The organism is Pseudoduganella ginsengisoli (assembly GCF_009720865.1).
GTDB classification, from domain to species: domain Bacteria; phylum Pseudomonadota; class Gammaproteobacteria; order Burkholderiales; family Burkholderiaceae_D; genus Rugamonas; species Rugamonas ginsengisoli.
In genome coordinates this window covers 290,853-306,053 of record NZ_WNLA01000001.1, presented here as the reverse complement: position 1 = coordinate 306,053, position 15,201 = coordinate 290,853, and the positions used below count along the sequence as shown (strand labels likewise).

Here is a 15,201-nt window from a genome sequence, read left to right as displayed (position 1 = left end):
TGCGACTATTTGTTTTTCAGCGCCAGCGTAAAGGTGCTGCCGTGGCCGAAATCGCTGCTGAAAAATAGCGAGCCGCCAATCAGGTTGGCCAAATTCTGGCACAGGTACAGGCCGAGACCCGCCCCTTCCGCGTGGCGGGTCGAGGTCGAGTCGAGCTGGGAAAACGCCTGGAACAGCTTGGCCTGGTCTTCTTCGCGGATGCCGGCGCCGCTGTCGGCCACGGCGAATTCCGTCACCGTGCCATCGCCATCGGCGCGCTGCAGCAGGCTGACGCGCACTTTGCCTTTTTCCGTGAACTTGATGGCGTTGTTGGCCAGGTTGATGAGGATTTGCGTCAGCGCGCGGCGGTCGGTATGCAGCACGATGGGCTGCGGCGCCACGTCGACTTCCAGCGCCAGCCCCTTTTGCAGGGCCAGCGGGCGCAAAGTTTCGGCCACTTCCGCAATTAAATCCTGGCACTGCACATCTTCCATCGACAGCGTGACTTTGCCCGCTTCGATCTTGGCCACGTCGAGGATGTCATTAATCAGCGACAGCAAGTGGCGCGCGCTGTTGCGGATGGTATTGAGCTGCTTGTCCTGTTCCGCCGTCAGCGGGCCTGGCAGCTTCATCAGCAGCGCGCCCGTGAAGCCAATGATGGCGTTCAGCGGTGTGCGCAATTCGTGCGACATATTGGCGATGAACGCGGATTTCATGCGCGATGCTTCCGCCAGTTCCAGGTTTTTCAGCGCGATTTCGCGGTTGATGGTTTCCAGCTCGCCCGCGTGGTGGGCCAGCCGCATGTTCAGTTCTATCACTTGCCGTTCGCGCGCCTGCAATTCACTGTTGACCTGTACCGCCTGTTCGTAAGTGGAAATCAGCAAGTCGAGGATTTGCTGGCGCTCGGCATTGATGAAGTGCTTTTGGTCGCCCAGGTACAGCGCAATGCCCACTTCCATGTTCTGGGCGCGGCGCAGCTTTTGGTTGACCAGCATGTGGCCGATGCGGTTCAGCAGATAATCTTCCGCATACGGTTTGCGGATGAAGTTATCGGCGCCGCACTCGATGCCTCTGATGATGTCTTTGGGGTCGGTCAGCGACGTGACGAGGATGACGGGGATGTCGCGCAGGTCGTTGTCGGATTTGATGGCGCGGCACAGTTCATAGCCATCCATTTCCGGCATCACGATGTCGGACAACACCAGATGGGGTTTGCGTTCGCGGATGGCTTCCAGCGCGAGCCGTCCGTTGGCGGCCACGCGCGCTTTGTAGTGCACCGACTGGATCAGCCGGCGCAGCCGCTCTGCCTGTGTCGGGCTGTCCTCGACAATCAGTACTTCTATTTCACCAGGTTCGATTTCGTAGCTCGAATCCACTGACAGCCCTCCAATAAGTTTTCACGTGACTATATCGGATTTGTCTGAAAAGCAGGAAACTTTTGGCCGGGCCGCGCAGGTCGCGCCGCGCAGGCCGGGCCGCGCAGGTCGTGACGGATATAACACTGATGAGTTTATTCTCCCTGGAAGCCGCCTGCGCGGAAAGTCAGCACCAGCGTATCGCGGTGGCCATGCTGGTCCACTGGCTGGATCGGCGTGGATTCATGAATGACAGTCGCATCGTCCAGCAGCAGCATGGTCCACGGTTCCGTCATCGTGAAGCGCTTGCCATTCGGGCCGGAGGCTTCAAAAATGCGGGTTTCGCCACCCTTGATGCCATGGCGGCCGATCAGCAGCACAGCCACGTAATCGACGCCATCGCGGTGCGCGCCTTCCGGCGTCGGACGGCCTATGCCATCGGTGGTATCGATGCGGAACTGGTGCGCTTCGATATACCACGGCTGTTTACCCCGTACGGCGGAGCAGATGCCGGCAATCGATGACAGCAAGCCGCGCCATGCGGGATCAGCTGCGGTTTCCGGCAGCACCGGTTCAAACAAACGGTGCATGCCGCCGTGCAGCGCGTTGTATTCCAGCGGTTGCCAGTGCGCGCGGTGCGGGCTTTGCGCCAGCTTGGCTTCATCGTGGATAAAGCACGAGTGGCGGCGGCGGCGGTAGCGGCCCCCATCTTTGAGGTAATTGTCGAGTTCCAGCGTATCCCAGCTGGGGATCAGGGCATTCAGTCCGGCCAGCGAACAGCCGGCCAGGGCAGCCACGTCTTGCGGGTGCATCAGCGCATAGCCTTCGCTGCGCAATGCTTCAGTAACGCTTTGGGGATGGGTGTAAATCGGGGCGTAAGTCGTCATTGTGATGGGGCCGTTCAGTGATGCCCCTATTCTACGACGCTTGCCGCCCCCTTGCTGGGCAGCTATTGTTAAAGCGGTTATACGCGTTCCGAGAAGACAATGTCGAATGGCGCATCTTTCGCGATGCCCAGCTGCGCTTCCTTGGCTTCCAGTGCGAAATTCAATTCAAAGATGGTGCGCGCATCGCCATCGACGCGCATGATCATTTGGCCGGACGGCCCGGGATGGCTGATGGAGCTGGGAACGATTTCCTGGTCGCGGCGCAGCACTTGCTGGTGCTCGCGCAACACTTGGCGGGCCGCTTCGACATGCAGGGCGACGATTCCGGGCGCAACGCCAAAACGTGCCAGCGCTTGTTCGTTATCATCACTATAAACAGACTTGCTCATCATGAACTCCAGGCTGTTGAATACATTCATCATAGCCCGAAAATTCCAGTTTGAATTAAATCCGCCTTAGGCATTCTTCATTAAACTGTCCCGCAGCGTATTCAACTGTTCTTTCATGCCGACCACTTGTTCCAGCGTGCACTGGGTGGCATTGATGATGGCTTCAGGCAATTTCGCAGCTTCGTGGCGCAGCGCATCGCCGTGCGCCGTCAGCGCAATAATCACTTGCCGTTCATCGTTGGGGCAGCGCGTGCGGGTCAGCAAGTCAGCCTGCTCCATGCGCTTGAGCAGCGGCGTCAGGGTCGCGGAATCCAGGAACAGGCGCTCGCCCACTTCCGACACGGTTTGTTCATTTTTTTCCCACAGCACCATCATGACCAGGTATTGCGAATACGTGAGGTTCAGGCGGCGCAGCAGCTTGCGGTACAGCTTGTTCATGGCCAGCGACGTCGAATATAGCGCAAAGCACAATTGCGCATCCAGGCGCGGGACTTGGCCCAGGGCAGGCAGCGAAGGTGATGGGTTGGTTTCCATGGACGCAGTATAGATAGCGCGCTATTAGATTGCAAGCTCGCGGCAAAAAATCGCTTGCCAGATTTTGCTAATTTGTCTATTGTTTAAGCAGGTCTGTCTCTACGCAAAGCAACGTTGGATTTACCTCAAGGGATGTCTGGAAAATGAAATGGTCGCCAGAACATAGGAGCGAAGCGCCGCCCCTGATGCTAGTTGAACTCGATCCGCAAACTGTTATCGATGGCGAACGCTTCGATGACACGTACCTTGCGCAAGATGTCGTCTCGTGTGGTGCGATGCGTGAATTTTGCCCGGCTTGCCGCAAAGGCCAGCTGCAACTGGTGCTGCGCCAGGATAATGTCCGGGTTGCCCATTTGTTTTGCTACCATTGCACGCGCTGCTTTGGTGCGCTGCTGGAAGATGGCACGCCGGCGCTGTGTGAGTAACCGCTACGCTGTCCCGGAAGGAACCTTGCGGTATGATGCTGTCTGGTAACTAACGGGGACCTCGATGAATGACCAGCCCAAGGCGACTGTGCTGATCGCCGATGCCGTGCAGGATAATTTGCTGTGGCTTAGCAGCCTGCTGCACGAACAGTATGACGTCAAACTGGCCGCAGACGGCCATGCAGTGCTGCGCATAGCGCAAGAAGTGCCCCGTCCCGACTTGCTGCTGATCGATGCCGCGCTGCCGGAAATCGATGGCCTTGAAGTGTGCCGCCAGTTAAAGCGCAATCCTGATACGGCCGCCATCCCTGTCCTGCTGGCCATCCCGCAAGGCCAGGCCGCCGAAGAACAGCACAGCTTTGCCGCTGGCGCTGCCGACGTGCTGCATACGCCGCTGCTGCCGGAAACGGTCTTCGCACGCGTGGCCACGCACCTGCAGCTGACCCGTTCGGCTGAATTGCTGCGCCACCAGCGCCTGCACCTGGAAGAAATGGTGTCGGAAACCACGCAGGAATTGACGCAAATGATCGATGCCGTGGTGTGGGCCATGGCGTCGCTGGCCGAGACGCGCGATTACGAAACCGCCAACCACTTGCGCCGCGTCCAGCATTACATCACGGCGCTGGCGCGCCAGTTGCAAAACCATCCCCGCTTTTCGCACGAATTGTCGGCCCGTAATATCGGCTTCCTGTACCAGGCTGCGCCGCTGCACGATATTGGCAAGGTCAGCATCCCTGATGCGATTTTGCTGAAACCGGCGCCGCTGTCGAATGAAGAATTTGCGCAAATGAAGCTGCACACGGTGTATGGCCGCAATGCCATTGCCGACGTTGAACAGCGGCTGGGCTTTTCCAATAACTTCCTGCGCTTTGCCCGGGAAATCGCGTATTCGCACCAGGAAAAATATGATGGTTCCGGCTATCCGCAAGGGTTGTCGGGCGAAGCCATTCCCGTGTCGGCGCGGCTGATGGCCGTGGCGGACGTGTATGACGCGCTGATTTCCAAGCGCGTCTATAAACCCGCCTTTACGCATGAAACCGCCATTGAATTGATCCGCCAGGGCAGCGGCGAACATTTTGACCCGGATGTGGTCGATGCTTTATTGATGGTGGAAGAGCAATTTATGGCAATCGCAGCGGAATTCCAGGACTAAGCTTCCCGGGACTCGTTGCAGGACCTAACCTGACACAGTGCTTACACGGAAGCATTAGTCAGTAGCAGTGTTGTAGCCACGGTAGTTGACCGATATCAATTGAACGTCACTATGCTATAGTCAGCGCATCTGACGGCGATGCCGTTGAGCAATCGTGGAGCTCGCATGCGGATACACGGTTACCTGGCTTTTCTCCTGGGACTCTGCGTCACGGTATGGGTATGCCTGTTTGTTGCAGATGCCCAGCAGCAAATCGTACGTACCAACTTCCAGCGCGATGCCGACAAGATCGCCCGCGATACGTCGATCCGCCTGCAAACGTATTTCGACATGCTGCTCAGTATCAAGGGCTTGGCAGCCGTCCAGCATGACGTCACGCGCGTCCAGTTTTCCCGCTACGTCCGTGAATTGCACCTGACGGAACGCTATCCGGGTTTCCAGGCCATCCAGTTTGTGCGTGTGGTTCCTGCCGAGGATTTGCCCCGCTATACGGCCGCCATCAAGAGCGACGCCACGCTGGTGCCGGGCGGCTACCCGCAATTCAATATCCATCCCGCCGCCGCCCGCGACCTGCATTACATCATTGAATTCAACGAGCCGATGGCCGGCAATGAAAATGCGTTCGGCCTCGACCTGGGTGCGCTGCCGCCGCACCGGCGCGCGCTGGAACTGGGGCGCGACATCAACCGTATTGTCGCCACCGAGCGCATCACGCTGGTGCAAGACACCAGCGGCCAGCCGGGCTTTGTCGCCCGGGCGCCGGTTTATCGCCCGGGGGCGCCCATCGATACCGTGGAAGAGCGCCGCGCCGCGCTGGTGGGATTTGTCGCCATTGTGTTCCGCGTGCATAACCTGATGCGCGAAGTGGTCGATACGCCGCTGCTGGCCCATATGACGATCCGCATCAATGACGCGGGCTACCAGCAGGACCGCACGCCGGCCCCGCCGACGCTGGACAATCTGATGTTCGACAGCGCCGGCAAAGTCGGCAGCGCGCCGCGGCCCGCCGTGTTGCCCGGCCTGACGTCCGATATCGGCCTCGATGTGGGTGAGCGGCGCTGGGTCATGCATTTTGAAGGCCATGCCGGGACGCGCTACCCGGATGGCTCGGTCTATGTCACATGGATAGGCGCGGCGGGTACGTTGATCAGCGCCTTGATTGCCATGCTGCTGGTGACGGCGCTGAAGCGGCGCGCGCTGGCCGAGCAGCTGCAGCGCGATATCAAAGTGCGTGAACAGGCGGAAGCGGCGCTGGTGGAAACCCAGCGCGGGCTGGAGCGCAGCCTCGATGAAGTGGCGGCGCAGAAGGCCAGTGCGGAACTGGCGCACCGTGATTTGACGCTGGTGCTGGCGACCTTGAAGCAGGCGCAAAACAATTTGATTACGTCGGAAAAAATGGCGTCGCTGGGCGCGCTGGTGGCCGGTATTGCGCACGAATTGAATACGCCGATCGGCAACAGCTTGCTGACGGCGTCCGCGCTGGACGACATGGTGGTGGCGTTTGAACGCCAACTGGCCGAGAGCGGCGGCATCAAGCGTTCCGCGCTGGAACTGCACCTGAAGGACACCCGCCATGCGTGTTCGATCCTGGCAGGTTCGCTGAACCGCGCGGCGGAGCTGATCACATCGTTCAAGCAGGTGGCCGTGGACCAGACCAGCGGCCACCGGCGCCGCTTTGACCTGGCCGGTGTCGTGCGCGATACCGTGGCCACGTATGCCGCCCAGCTGCGCCGCGCCAACTGCGAAACCACCATCGACATACCGGACATGCTGGAATTCGATTCCTATCCGGGCAGTGTCAGCCAGGTGCTGTCGAACCTGATCAGTAATGCGCTGCTGCACGCGTTTGACGGCCGCCATGGCGGCAAGCTGACTATTCGCGCGCATGAAATGGAGCCGGTGCCGGGGCATGAACGGCAAGTCACGCTGGAATTTTCCGATGACGGCGTCGGCATGTCGCCCCGCACGCTGCACCAGATTTTCGATCCCTTCTTTACCACCAAGATGGGGCAGGGCGGATCAGGGCTGGGCATGAATATCGTCTACAACATCGTCACCGGTGTGTTGCGGGGAACGATTTCCATCCAGTCCGAACCCGAGCAAGGCACCACCGTGACCATTGTGATACCGATGGTGGCGCCTGTGCGGGCCGTGGAAAACGAAGAACAAACTCAGTTGCCGTAACGGGAACGCAGCAAGTCTTTCATCGCGACATTGAGTTCCCACGCATTGCTGACCGGTTGCCCGGTGTACGGCAAAGTTTGCGTATAAGGGGCCGGGCCGAATTCCGGCGTGAAGGTCATCAGGGGGCAAGCCGCGGCGCGGCGCAATTCCACCACGCGGTCCCACCAGCTTAAATGCGCGGCCAGCGCATCGGCATGTTCCGGTGCGCGGAAGTCCGCCACTTGCGGGCCCTGGCTGTGGCCGACGCGGGCGTGGATATGGCGCACGTGCGGCAGCGTGGCGTCCAGCGTATCCGGCTGGTCTTCCAGCAGCGACTCGCATGCGCAGCACCAATGCGACAAGTCCGCCGTCAATGCCAGTTGCGGCAAGTCGCGCAGGTAAGGCAACAGCAGCATCGGGTGGCCGGAAAAACGGCTGCGGTGGATTTCATGCACGATCGTCACGCCATACTCCTTGGCAATGCCATCGGCCAGCGCCAGCAGTTCCAGGTTTTGTTCGCGCGAATACCAATCCTTGCCCGTATGCGAATTGACCAGCACGGGCTTCGCTTCGCACGCATTGCGCAGCAAGCGTTCCAACGCCGCCTTGTGTTCATCGAACTGCGGGTGGAACACGGTTTCCCATTGCGCGGCAATCAGCTGCAAGCCCGCGTCGGCCATGCGGGCCGCCCATTCCGCGCGCACGGCGGCATCCATCGGCACCGACATTTCAATGCCGTCAAACCCTGCGGCTTTGACTTTCGGGACGAAGACGCTGGCCGGCAATTCATTGCTGCCCCACTGGGGGGCGAAGATACGGATGTCCATCAGATGAAACCCCGCACAGGGAAGGCGGCATCGCGCTGGATCCAGTTTTGCGGCGAATACGCGGTGCGTCCATCCGTCACGTGCAGGGTGTACGCGTGGCGCGAAACGGGGGAGCGGTTCGGCGCACTGTAGTGCGGCAGCAAGCCATGGAAGCAGACCAGGCTGCCTGCCTTGCACTCCAGCGGCACGGCTGTGGAGTCATCGGGCCACGGCGTGCTGTCCAGCTTTTCCATGCGGATCTCATCGCCATTGCGCAGGAAGCGTTCGCGCAGCGGCGTGCGGTGGCCACCCGGTTCAGCCCACAGGCAACCGTTTTCCAAAGTCGCATCTTCCAGCGCGAACCAGAACGTGGTGACGCTGATGGGCGTCGTGTCGAAATACGTGGCGTCCTGATGCCAGCGCACTTCGCCGCCGATGCCGGGCTGCTTGAAGATATACATCGATTGCCACACTTGCGGCACTTCCAGGCCCACGCCTTGCGCCACGGCCGCCAGGCGCGCATCGGTGGAAAACGCGCGGAATACGGGGTCGAGGTCGTGCATCGCATGGCCGATCTTGTTGATCGACAGCGACTTGTCCTGTTTCAGGTTGCCCTCGGCGTCAAACGCTTCTTCTTCAAAAAAGCAGCGGATCGTATTGTCGGAGCGGAGGAAGTAGTCGTCCGCCGCCTGGTTTTTCGTGGAAAACACGCCTTGTGCGACCGACGGATCGAATTCGTTGACAATCTGCGCGGCGCGTTCGCGCAGGCGGGCGATCTCGTCCAGGCTTTTAAAGTTGGGGATGACGACGTAGCCGTCGCGCTGGAATTGCTGTTTTTGTTCAGTGGTCAGCATGGCAAGGCACTCCTGGTTTATGCATGGCGCCCATTGTAGGGCGGTCTTGCGGGCGCGAATACCGCCAAACAGTTGACACATTGTCTCCAAAATGTTGACAATCGCTGCATGGACCAATTAAAAGCCATGGAAATCTTTGCCGAAGTGGCGCAATTGCGCAGCTTTAGCGCGGCCGCGCGCAAGCTGGGGCTGACGCGCGCCATGGTCAGCAAACAAGTGCTGCTGCTGGAAGAGAAGTTGCAGGCGCGCCTGCTGCACCGCTCCACCCGCGAAGTCAGTTTGACGGACGTGGGGCAGGCGTATCTGGCGCCGTGCATGGCGGCGGTGGCGCAGGCGCGCGAAGCAGCCAGGGTGGTGTCGCACGCGGGCATGGGGCTGGCCGGGCCGCTGCGCATCCAGGCGCCATCGAGTTTCGGCAGCCTGTGGCTGGCTAATGCCGTGGCGCGCTTTGCCGCGCCGCACCCGCAATTACAGCCGATGCTGTACGTCGATGACGCGCTGCTGGATCCGATTGCGCATGGCTTTGATTTGACGGTGCGGGTGGGCGGCATACCGGACAGCCATGCGCTGTCGCTGCGGCCACTGGCGCCATGCCACGGCGTGCTGTGCGCCAGTCCTGCTTACGTGGAAAGGATGGGCCGTCCGCAAGACCCGGAAGACTTGCACCGCCACCGCTGCCTGCACTTCAGTCATTTGACCGATGGCGCCACCTGGCATTTCCAGCGCGGCAAAGAACAGCGCACGGTGCGCATCGATGCGGCGTTCACGGCCAACAATGGCCTCGTGCTGCACCAGGCGGCGCTGCAGGGCCTGGGGATCGTGTACAGCACCACGTTCCTCGCGTGGCAGGCGTTATTGGATGGTTCGCTGGTGCGGGTGCTGGGCGACTGGCAATTGCCGTTGAATCACCTCAGCGCACTGTACCCGGCCAGCCGGCAGCCCAGCCCGAAGGTGCGGGCATTGATTGATTTTTTGGTGGCGGAATATCAGCCGGTGCCGCCATGGGACAAGGCGCTGGAAGGCATATAAGCTGAAGGGTGCCGGGCCTTTGCCGGGCATCCTCATCTCAGGGCTGCCAGGCGCCGTTTTGATACACGGCCTGTTCACCCAGATATACCGCCTCCGTCACGGCAAACACGTCGACGTGATAGCGCGCATCCTTGCGCTTGAATTGCGGCTTCTGGTATTGCCCGTGCTTGGCCCCCAGCGACAGGTGGATGCCGCACATGCGTTCATACGTACCGATATCGTTGACCATGCAATCGCGCGAAAACGCGCGGTTCATGCCGAAGCCCAGTTCGCGCAGCCACACTTCGCCTTCATGTTCGCGGATGATGGCCAGCATGTTGTCAAATTCCGGCGTGGAATCGATGGCGCCTGTTACGCGGCCTTTTTCCACGATCATGGTAATCGGCTGTTCCGGCTTGTTGACGAGGAAGTGCGTGTCGCCAAAGACGAACACGCGCACGGCGCCGTTGACGGCTTCCAGGTCTTGCGCTTCCGTAAACACTTCGCCTATGGGGAATTGGCCGCCGATATTGTTCATGCCCGTGTAATCGCCGATATTGACCTTGGCGCCTTCCAGCGGGCTGTCGAAACGCAGGATGGCGCCGTTGCCGCTGTCAACCACGGCATACGGCGCCGCATTGATGCGCTGCTGCAGCTTGCGGCCCACGCCGCGGTAATATGCGGGGTCATACGCCAGCGATGCAATGTAGTGCAGCCCCTGTTCGCCCGGCATGCGCGACAGGTGGATATGCTCGATGACTTTCAGCCCCCGCTTGAACAGTTCGATGCGCAGCCGGTACGCTTCCAGCCGGAAACTGGTCGATTGCACCAGCACCACCAGGTCGCGCGCGGCCAGTTGCGCAAACGCTGCCAGCACGTCGTCCGGCGCCACCGTATCGAAATCAATAAAACGGGCGTCCGGCAACGCGCGGCGGTAAGCTGTTTCCAGGATGCGGCTCAATTCCGTGCGGCGGTCATACACGACCAGCGCATGGTGCGCCGGGCCGTGTTCCATTGCCAAATTGACAGTATCGGCCACGTTGCGGGCCGCTGTTTCCACCGCGTCGGGCGGCAGGCTGGATAGATTGATACCCTCAGTCATGTTGCATTTTCCAAGAAGAATCCTGCCATTATAAGTGGCCGCTGTCGCATCCCTGACGGACTCGGGTGTTTATTCTTGTATGGTGCAAGTGCCCGCTGTAGAATCGTTCAGATATAGCCGAACGGAAACATTTGCATTTCTCTTATCAAACCGGTAATCGGCACTGACCATACAGCGCGGAGGGAGTGATGACAGTACAGAAGGGGCAGGATTTACCAATGGGGCGTCCCGATGAACCGGACGGCCGTGCCGCCCTGTTTGTTCCGACGTCCGCCATCAAGGAAGAAACCCTGACTGCAGTGCGCAAGGGCGCCGCCATTGTCGGTTTCGGCAACCATGACCGGACCCTGACGATTTATTACGAAAGCAACCGTTTTAACGAACCCACGCTCGTCAAGTGGGAACAGAAAGCCCGCAAAGCGTTTGAGCGCTTGCTGGATAACTTGCCCACCACGTCGAAGATGACCGTGAAAATGGAGCATTTCGAGCAAGTCGGCTACGTCAGCGCCAAGGGCATCATCATCCGCCGCATGGAAAAGCTGCGCGGCTGGCTGGAAAAGTCCGATGCGCTGGAAACGGCGCCGGAAGCGGAAACCATTGAGTGGGCGCCGCCGCCGCCGCCGAAGAAAATTGTCGCGGACGATTAAGCTTTAGTTCCACCGGCGCGCAACGCGCAGCACAAGACGCCCCGCATGCCGGGGCGTTATCTTTTCAGCCATGCGGTGGATCATGGCGGTGGCTTGATCGCCGTCTATACCTTCTATCCGGCAATTCATCCGTATTCCGCCTGGATTACACCCCGGCAGCGGGTGGCATCGGTTATGATGGAAAGTGCAACACGGGCCTGCTTTTGACGGGCGCGTGGCGGGCAAGACCTGAATGAGCGCATACATGGCAAACAGATGGGAGACTTCCGACAGCGTCTGGCTGGAGGATGAACGCAACGGACAATTCGAATTGGCGCAAAGCCGGGGCATCAGCCGCATCGAGTGGCAAGCCCACGCGCGCGGCCGCCTGCCCGACGTGGCGCAATTGCTGGGGGCATCCGAACCCGCTTGCGGCCATGGCAGCATTTATCCTGAAGGTTTTGTGTATTGCCCCGAGTGCGGCGCGCCGCTGCGCATGCATGGCGGCAGCCACTTGCCGCCATGGTGGGGACCTTCGACGGCGCCGCTGTCTGCCGACGCATATCCTTTGCCGAAATACCTGCCGCTGGGCTTGCCGCTGACGGCGCAGCCGCTGGCTGCCGCCTTGGAAACCCGCAAGCCGGAACCGGAAGTAGGGACGCCCGATGAAAAAATCCCCGCGCCGCCCAATGCCGTATGCGTATTCGCGGCCGGGAACTTTGGCTATGCGGCGCAGCGCCTGCTGGCGCTGGCTTACACGCGCAACGTGCTGCAATACTGGGATCCGCTGGCGCGCCGCTGGCATTTGATGGCGGCGGAGGGCACGGCGGCTGACCTGTCGTTTACGGCATCGGCCTATGCCTGGCTGCCCGCAGCGGCGGGCCAGCGCGGGGAAGTGGGTATTGTGCCGGGCGCGCATGGCCTGGCGCGGCTGATCGTCAATCCTGTCAATGAAAGCTACCGCACGGAGACGTTGCTGTCCGCGCCGCTGGCCAGCAGCCCCGGCATGGCGGCCGGACGCATTGCGTGCCTGCTGGCCGCGCCTGCCGGCGTGCGCTTATGGACTGCCAATGCGGACGGCGCCGATGGCGAGACGCTGGAAATTGTTGCAGTGGCTGCGCATGGCGGGTCCGCTGCCGGGTCCGTGACGGCAGGCGATATCCCCGATCCGGATGACGATGCGGCGATGCCTGGCAATGCTGGTCCAGCCGCGCCGGCTGCGCATGCCGCCATTCCCGCTACCGGCTGGTCGCGCCCCGTCAGCTACGACGGCAAGCTGGTGTGGCTGCATGAACTGGGTGAAATCTGGTGGCATCCCGGCAGCGCGCCGCAATGGCTGCCATGGCCGGCCGGCTGGTCGCCCCGTTTGCAATTCGGCGGTCCCGTGCGCAGCCGCGATGGCCGCCTGTGGCTGATCGGCCATGATGGCCAGCGCTATTCGTACCGCGAGCTGGGCGCCGCCGGTGCGCAAATCCAGCCGCTGGACGGTGCGCGCCTGGGCTTTTGCACCTTGCTGTTCCGCCGCGGCCACCAGGTCAAGGATGAACCGTGGGCGGTGGAAAACGTGGAAGACCAGGGCGGCAGCCATGACCTCGTGTTGCCGCTGCTGGAAAACGCCAGTTCCACGCGCGCCCAGCCCACGGGCCTGGTGCTGCGTGTGGAAGCGTACTCCGGCAAAGCTGAAGCCGCGCTGGAAGACATGGTGCTGCCCCGCGTGCAAATTGAATGGGTAGGCCAGCGCAACGTTATCCTCGACGAAGCCGTGCGTTTAAAGCAGCCAACGGATTGCCAGCCCTTCGTCTACGATAACTGCCTGTGGCTGCACCACCCGTCATGGAACGACATGCGTGGCTGGCGCCTGGAAGCCCAATCATGATGCGCATGAGCGAACACCCCCAACTGAGTAAGGCGGGTTTTACAAACCCGCCATTGCGTGCCAGGCAAGCGGCGGCGGCATTGCTGCTGGCCGCTGCGGCTTCGGCCCAGGCCACGTCCCAAGTCTTCCTGGTGCAAAACTCCGGCTGGATGGAGTCCTTCTACACCGACCCCGCGTCGCAATACAAGCCGCTGGTCACGGAAGTGGTGCTGGCCGCCGTCCAGCCCGGCGATGCGCTGGTGCTGGCGTCGTTCAACCAGTCCCAGCCTGGCGCGCCTTCGCCGAAAGCCCTGCTGGCCACGAAGGTGGAACAGGCGTCGCAGCGTGCCGCCGTGCAGGGCGTGCTGGCCCCGCTGGCCGTGGCGAAAAAGCCCGGCAGCACGGCGCTGGCCGACACGGATCTCGGTGAAGCCGTCAGCAGCGCCATCGGCACGGCGCTGGGCAACAAGCCCGGCCTGGTCTGGCTGTTCACCAACAACAAGAACAGCCCGAACAATGACCAGGCCACGTCCAGGCGCAACCGCGAATTCTATGAATTGATCCACCACGGCGCGGCCATCAAGAAGGCGCTGGCCTTCCCGCTGCACATGCCTGTCAAAGGCCGCTACAGCGCCAATGGCTTGATGATTTACGTGTTTGCCATTGGCGATGAAGGCGCGCGCGACCTGGACAAGCTGCTGCGTTCGGGCCGCTTGCAGCAAGTGATTACGGAAACGCCGGCGCGCCTGAAACCGCTGGATCAGGACACCGTGCGCCTGACGCCCGTGAAAGTGGAAAACGTGCCCGGCGTGGCGTTTTCCACGCAAGCCAATGGCGTGCTGCGCGCCGATATCGACGCCGGTGCGCGAGGCGCCACTGCCAGCCACGAACAGGCCAGCAATGCCGCCCGCATCGGCTGGCGGCTGGAAAACACCGTGTATCCGTACACGATCACCAGTGCGCGGCTGGAAGCCCGTTCGCTGCTGGCCGGTGCGCACATGCCGATCTTGCTGGGCGCCGACGCCATTGCCGGCCTGTCGCCAGGCAAGCCGCAGCCGCTGTCGTCGGCCATGCAATTGCCGGTGGCGCACTTGCCGGGAAAATGGTCGCTCGATGCTGTCAAGGCGGCCGGCTCTGCAGCCGTGTTGCCAGGCGCGATAGAAGTGAAGTTATCGGAACAAAAGCTGGAATTGTCGCAGGCGTTCCGCCAGCGCATGGCCAGCCTGTTCCCCGGCGACCCGCTGCCGGATATCTTCACGCCGCCGGAACAGGTGCAGGGTTCGCGCGCCGTGCTGCCGCTGGAAGTGCGGATACGTTATGGCGTGGGGCCGCTGCTTGGGCTGCTGGGCGGCGCGGCTGCCTTGCTGGCCGCGGCGGCGGGATTGGCCGTTGCCGCCACCCGCACGCGCAAGGTATGGGTGACGATAGAAGGCGAGCCGCGCGTGGTGCACGCGAAACCGGGCGCCGTGCAGCCGCTGCATGACCGCGCCGGCAACAAGGTGGCCGAGTTGCATGCATCGATGTTTGGAACCACATTGACGGACGTGCGCCAGGGTGCGCAAGTCCGGTTAGGCAAATAGGAAAACCATGAAAGAACAAAACACTATCCAGCTGGCGCAAGCCAATACTGATCCGGGCTTCAAGATTCCAGGCGGCGACCAAAAGCCGGCCAGCGCCCCTGCCAGCGGTCCTGCGCTGTCGGATACCCCGCCGGCAGCGCAGGGCGGCACGCCGATGGAAGTGTCGCCCGTGCAGGGCGCACCGGCCACGGACACGTCCACGCGCGACGTGGCGGTCGGCGGTGCGATCTTCCTGGTCTTGCTGGTGGTGTTCTTCTTTGCCCGCAATGCCTATGCGAACCACCTGGTGCGCCGCCGCGTGGCGCCATCGTCGGCCGATACGGCGGGCTGGCTGATGTTCTTCGGCCTGTCATTCCTGTCCGGCGCCCTGGTGCTGGCGATTATCAATTCCAGCAAATTCCTCAGCCTGGCCGTAACGGGCACGTTGCTGCTGGCCGGCGTCGGCGCACTGGCGGGCGCGTTCTTCACCGGCCGCCGTTAAGGAG

Annotated in this window: 15 protein-coding genes; 8 read left to right on the top strand and 7 right to left on the bottom strand. The window is 61.5% G+C overall.

The window, feature by feature from the left end; translation table 11 throughout:
- Positions 1-5 precede the first annotated feature (5 nt).
- The 4 genes from GM668_RS01325 to GM668_RS01310 form a co-directional block, all read right to left on the bottom strand.
- Positions 6-1,355, bottom strand: coding sequence for a hybrid sensor histidine kinase/response regulator (locus tag GM668_RS01325; protein ID WP_170305444.1), 1,350 nt, complete (start codon positions 1,353-1,355; stop codon positions 6-8).
- 134 nt (positions 1,356-1,489) lie between these two features.
- Positions 1,490-2,221, bottom strand: a complete 732-nt coding sequence (locus GM668_RS01320) for a 2OG-Fe dioxygenase family protein (protein ID WP_155437123.1) — start codon at positions 2,219-2,221, stop codon at positions 1,490-1,492.
- A gap of 77 nt (positions 2,222-2,298) precedes the next feature.
- Positions 2,299-2,643: a hypothetical protein gene (locus GM668_RS01315; protein ID WP_155437122.1), complete on the bottom strand. Its 345-nt coding sequence runs from the start codon at positions 2,641-2,643 to the stop codon at positions 2,299-2,301.
- Positions 2,644-2,676: 33 nt separating this feature from the next.
- Positions 2,677-3,144 carry a MarR family winged helix-turn-helix transcriptional regulator gene (locus GM668_RS01310; RefSeq protein ID WP_155437121.1) on the bottom strand — a complete coding sequence of 156 codons (468 nt, stop codon included), beginning with the start codon at positions 3,142-3,144 and terminating at the stop codon, positions 2,677-2,679.
- A 185-nt stretch (positions 3,145-3,329) separates the two neighbouring features.
- On the opposite strand from GM668_RS01310, the gene GM668_RS01305 reads away from it, so the two are divergent.
- The 3 genes from GM668_RS01305 (at position 3,330) to GM668_RS01295 (ending at position 6,906) form a co-directional block, all read left to right on the top strand.
- Positions 3,330-3,569, top strand: a complete 240-nt coding sequence (locus GM668_RS01305; RefSeq protein WP_155437120.1) for a hypothetical protein — start codon at positions 3,330-3,332, stop codon at positions 3,567-3,569.
- 64 nt (positions 3,570-3,633) lie between these two features.
- The gene (locus GM668_RS01300) at positions 3,634-4,722 is read left to right on the top strand and encodes an HD-GYP domain-containing protein (protein WP_155437119.1); all 1,089 of its coding nucleotides are present in this window, start codon (positions 3,634-3,636) and stop codon (positions 4,720-4,722) included.
- A gap of 165 nt (positions 4,723-4,887) precedes the next feature.
- Positions 4,888-6,906: a CHASE domain-containing protein gene (locus GM668_RS01295; RefSeq protein WP_155437118.1), complete on the top strand. Its 2,019-nt coding sequence runs from the start codon at positions 4,888-4,890 to the stop codon at positions 6,904-6,906.
- Here the strand turns inward: GM668_RS01295 and GM668_RS01290 are convergent.
- Together GM668_RS01290 and GM668_RS01285 are read right to left on the bottom strand one after the other, a co-directional pair.
- Positions 6,894-7,712 (bottom strand): sugar phosphate isomerase/epimerase family protein, encoded by an 819-nt coding sequence (locus GM668_RS01290; RefSeq protein ID WP_155437117.1) that lies wholly within the window; start codon positions 7,710-7,712, stop codon positions 6,894-6,896. The two genes, GM668_RS01295 and GM668_RS01290, sit on opposite strands and share 13 nt — an antisense overlap.
- Positions 7,712-8,545 (bottom strand): phytanoyl-CoA dioxygenase family protein, encoded by an 834-nt coding sequence (locus tag GM668_RS01285; protein WP_155437116.1) that lies wholly within the window; start codon positions 8,543-8,545, stop codon positions 7,712-7,714. Before GM668_RS01285 ends, GM668_RS01290 begins: the two co-directional genes overlap by 1 nt.
- Before the next feature lie 108 nt (positions 8,546-8,653).
- Between GM668_RS01285 and GM668_RS01280 the strand changes: the two genes are divergently transcribed.
- Positions 8,654-9,574: a LysR family transcriptional regulator gene (locus tag GM668_RS01280; protein ID WP_229498805.1), complete on the top strand. Its 921-nt coding sequence runs from the start codon at positions 8,654-8,656 to the stop codon at positions 9,572-9,574.
- Positions 9,575-9,611: 37 nt separating this feature from the next.
- Here the strand turns inward: GM668_RS01280 and GM668_RS01275 are convergent, their stop codons facing one another.
- Positions 9,612-10,655: a hypothetical protein gene (locus GM668_RS01275; protein WP_155437115.1), complete on the bottom strand. Its 1,044-nt coding sequence runs from the start codon at positions 10,653-10,655 to the stop codon at positions 9,612-9,614.
- A gap of 188 nt (positions 10,656-10,843) precedes the next feature.
- On the opposite strand from GM668_RS01275, the gene GM668_RS01270 reads away from it, so the two are divergent.
- The 4 genes from GM668_RS01270 (at position 10,844) to GM668_RS01255 (ending at position 15,197) form a co-directional block, all read left to right on the top strand.
- Positions 10,844-11,302, top strand: a complete 459-nt coding sequence (locus tag GM668_RS01270; RefSeq protein ID WP_229498803.1) for a hypothetical protein — start codon at positions 10,844-10,846, stop codon at positions 11,300-11,302.
- Between the two features lie 244 nt (positions 11,303-11,546).
- On the top strand, positions 11,547-13,157 hold the full coding sequence (locus tag GM668_RS01265) for a zinc ribbon domain-containing protein (RefSeq protein ID WP_155437114.1): 1,611 nt from the start codon (positions 11,547-11,549) through the stop codon (positions 13,155-13,157).
- A gap of 5 nt (positions 13,158-13,162) precedes the next feature.
- Positions 13,163-14,716 (top strand): hypothetical protein, encoded by a 1,554-nt coding sequence (locus GM668_RS01260; protein WP_170305443.1) that lies wholly within the window; start codon positions 13,163-13,165, stop codon positions 14,714-14,716.
- Between the two features lie 7 nt (positions 14,717-14,723).
- Positions 14,724-15,197: a hypothetical protein gene (locus tag GM668_RS01255; protein ID WP_155437113.1), complete on the top strand. Its 474-nt coding sequence runs from the start codon at positions 14,724-14,726 to the stop codon at positions 15,195-15,197.
- Positions 15,198-15,201: the final 4 nt, after the last annotated feature.

Bases quoted from the DNA above. Each gene is read 5' to 3' on its own strand.
- GM668_RS01275 (WP_155437115.1), bottom strand. From the start codon at position 10,655: ATGACTGAGGGTATCAATCTATCCAGCCTGCCGCCCGACGCGGTGGAA.
- GM668_RS01285 (WP_155437116.1), bottom strand. From the start codon at position 8,545: ATGCTGACCACTGAACAAAAACAGCAATTCCAGCGCGACGGCTACGTC.
- GM668_RS01315 (WP_155437122.1), bottom strand. From the start codon at position 2,643: ATGATGAATGTATTCAACAGCCTGGAGTTCATGATGAGCAAGTCTGTT.
- GM668_RS01295 (WP_155437118.1), top strand. From the start codon at position 4,888: ATGCGGATACACGGTTACCTGGCTTTTCTCCTGGGACTCTGCGTCACG.
- GM668_RS01290 (WP_155437117.1), bottom strand. From the start codon at position 7,712: ATGGACATCCGTATCTTCGCCCCCCAGTGGGGCAGCAATGAATTGCCG.
- GM668_RS01270 (WP_229498803.1), top strand. From the start codon at position 10,844: ATGACAGTACAGAAGGGGCAGGATTTACCAATGGGGCGTCCCGATGAA.
- GM668_RS01280 (WP_229498805.1), top strand. From the start codon at position 8,654: ATGGACCAATTAAAAGCCATGGAAATCTTTGCCGAAGTGGCGCAATTG.
- GM668_RS01260 (WP_170305443.1), top strand. From the start codon at position 13,163: ATGAGCGAACACCCCCAACTGAGTAAGGCGGGTTTTACAAACCCGCCA.
- GM668_RS01310 (WP_155437121.1), bottom strand. From the start codon at position 3,144: ATGGAAACCAACCCATCACCTTCGCTGCCTGCCCTGGGCCAAGTCCCG.
- GM668_RS01320 (WP_155437123.1), bottom strand. From the start codon at position 2,221: ATGACGACTTACGCCCCGATTTACACCCATCCCCAAAGCGTTACTGAA.
- GM668_RS01305 (WP_155437120.1), top strand. From the start codon at position 3,330: ATGCTAGTTGAACTCGATCCGCAAACTGTTATCGATGGCGAACGCTTC.
- GM668_RS01255 (WP_155437113.1), top strand. From the start codon at position 14,724: ATGAAAGAACAAAACACTATCCAGCTGGCGCAAGCCAATACTGATCCG.
- GM668_RS01300 (WP_155437119.1), top strand. From the start codon at position 3,634: ATGAATGACCAGCCCAAGGCGACTGTGCTGATCGCCGATGCCGTGCAG.
- GM668_RS01265 (WP_155437114.1), top strand. From the start codon at position 11,547: ATGGCAAACAGATGGGAGACTTCCGACAGCGTCTGGCTGGAGGATGAA.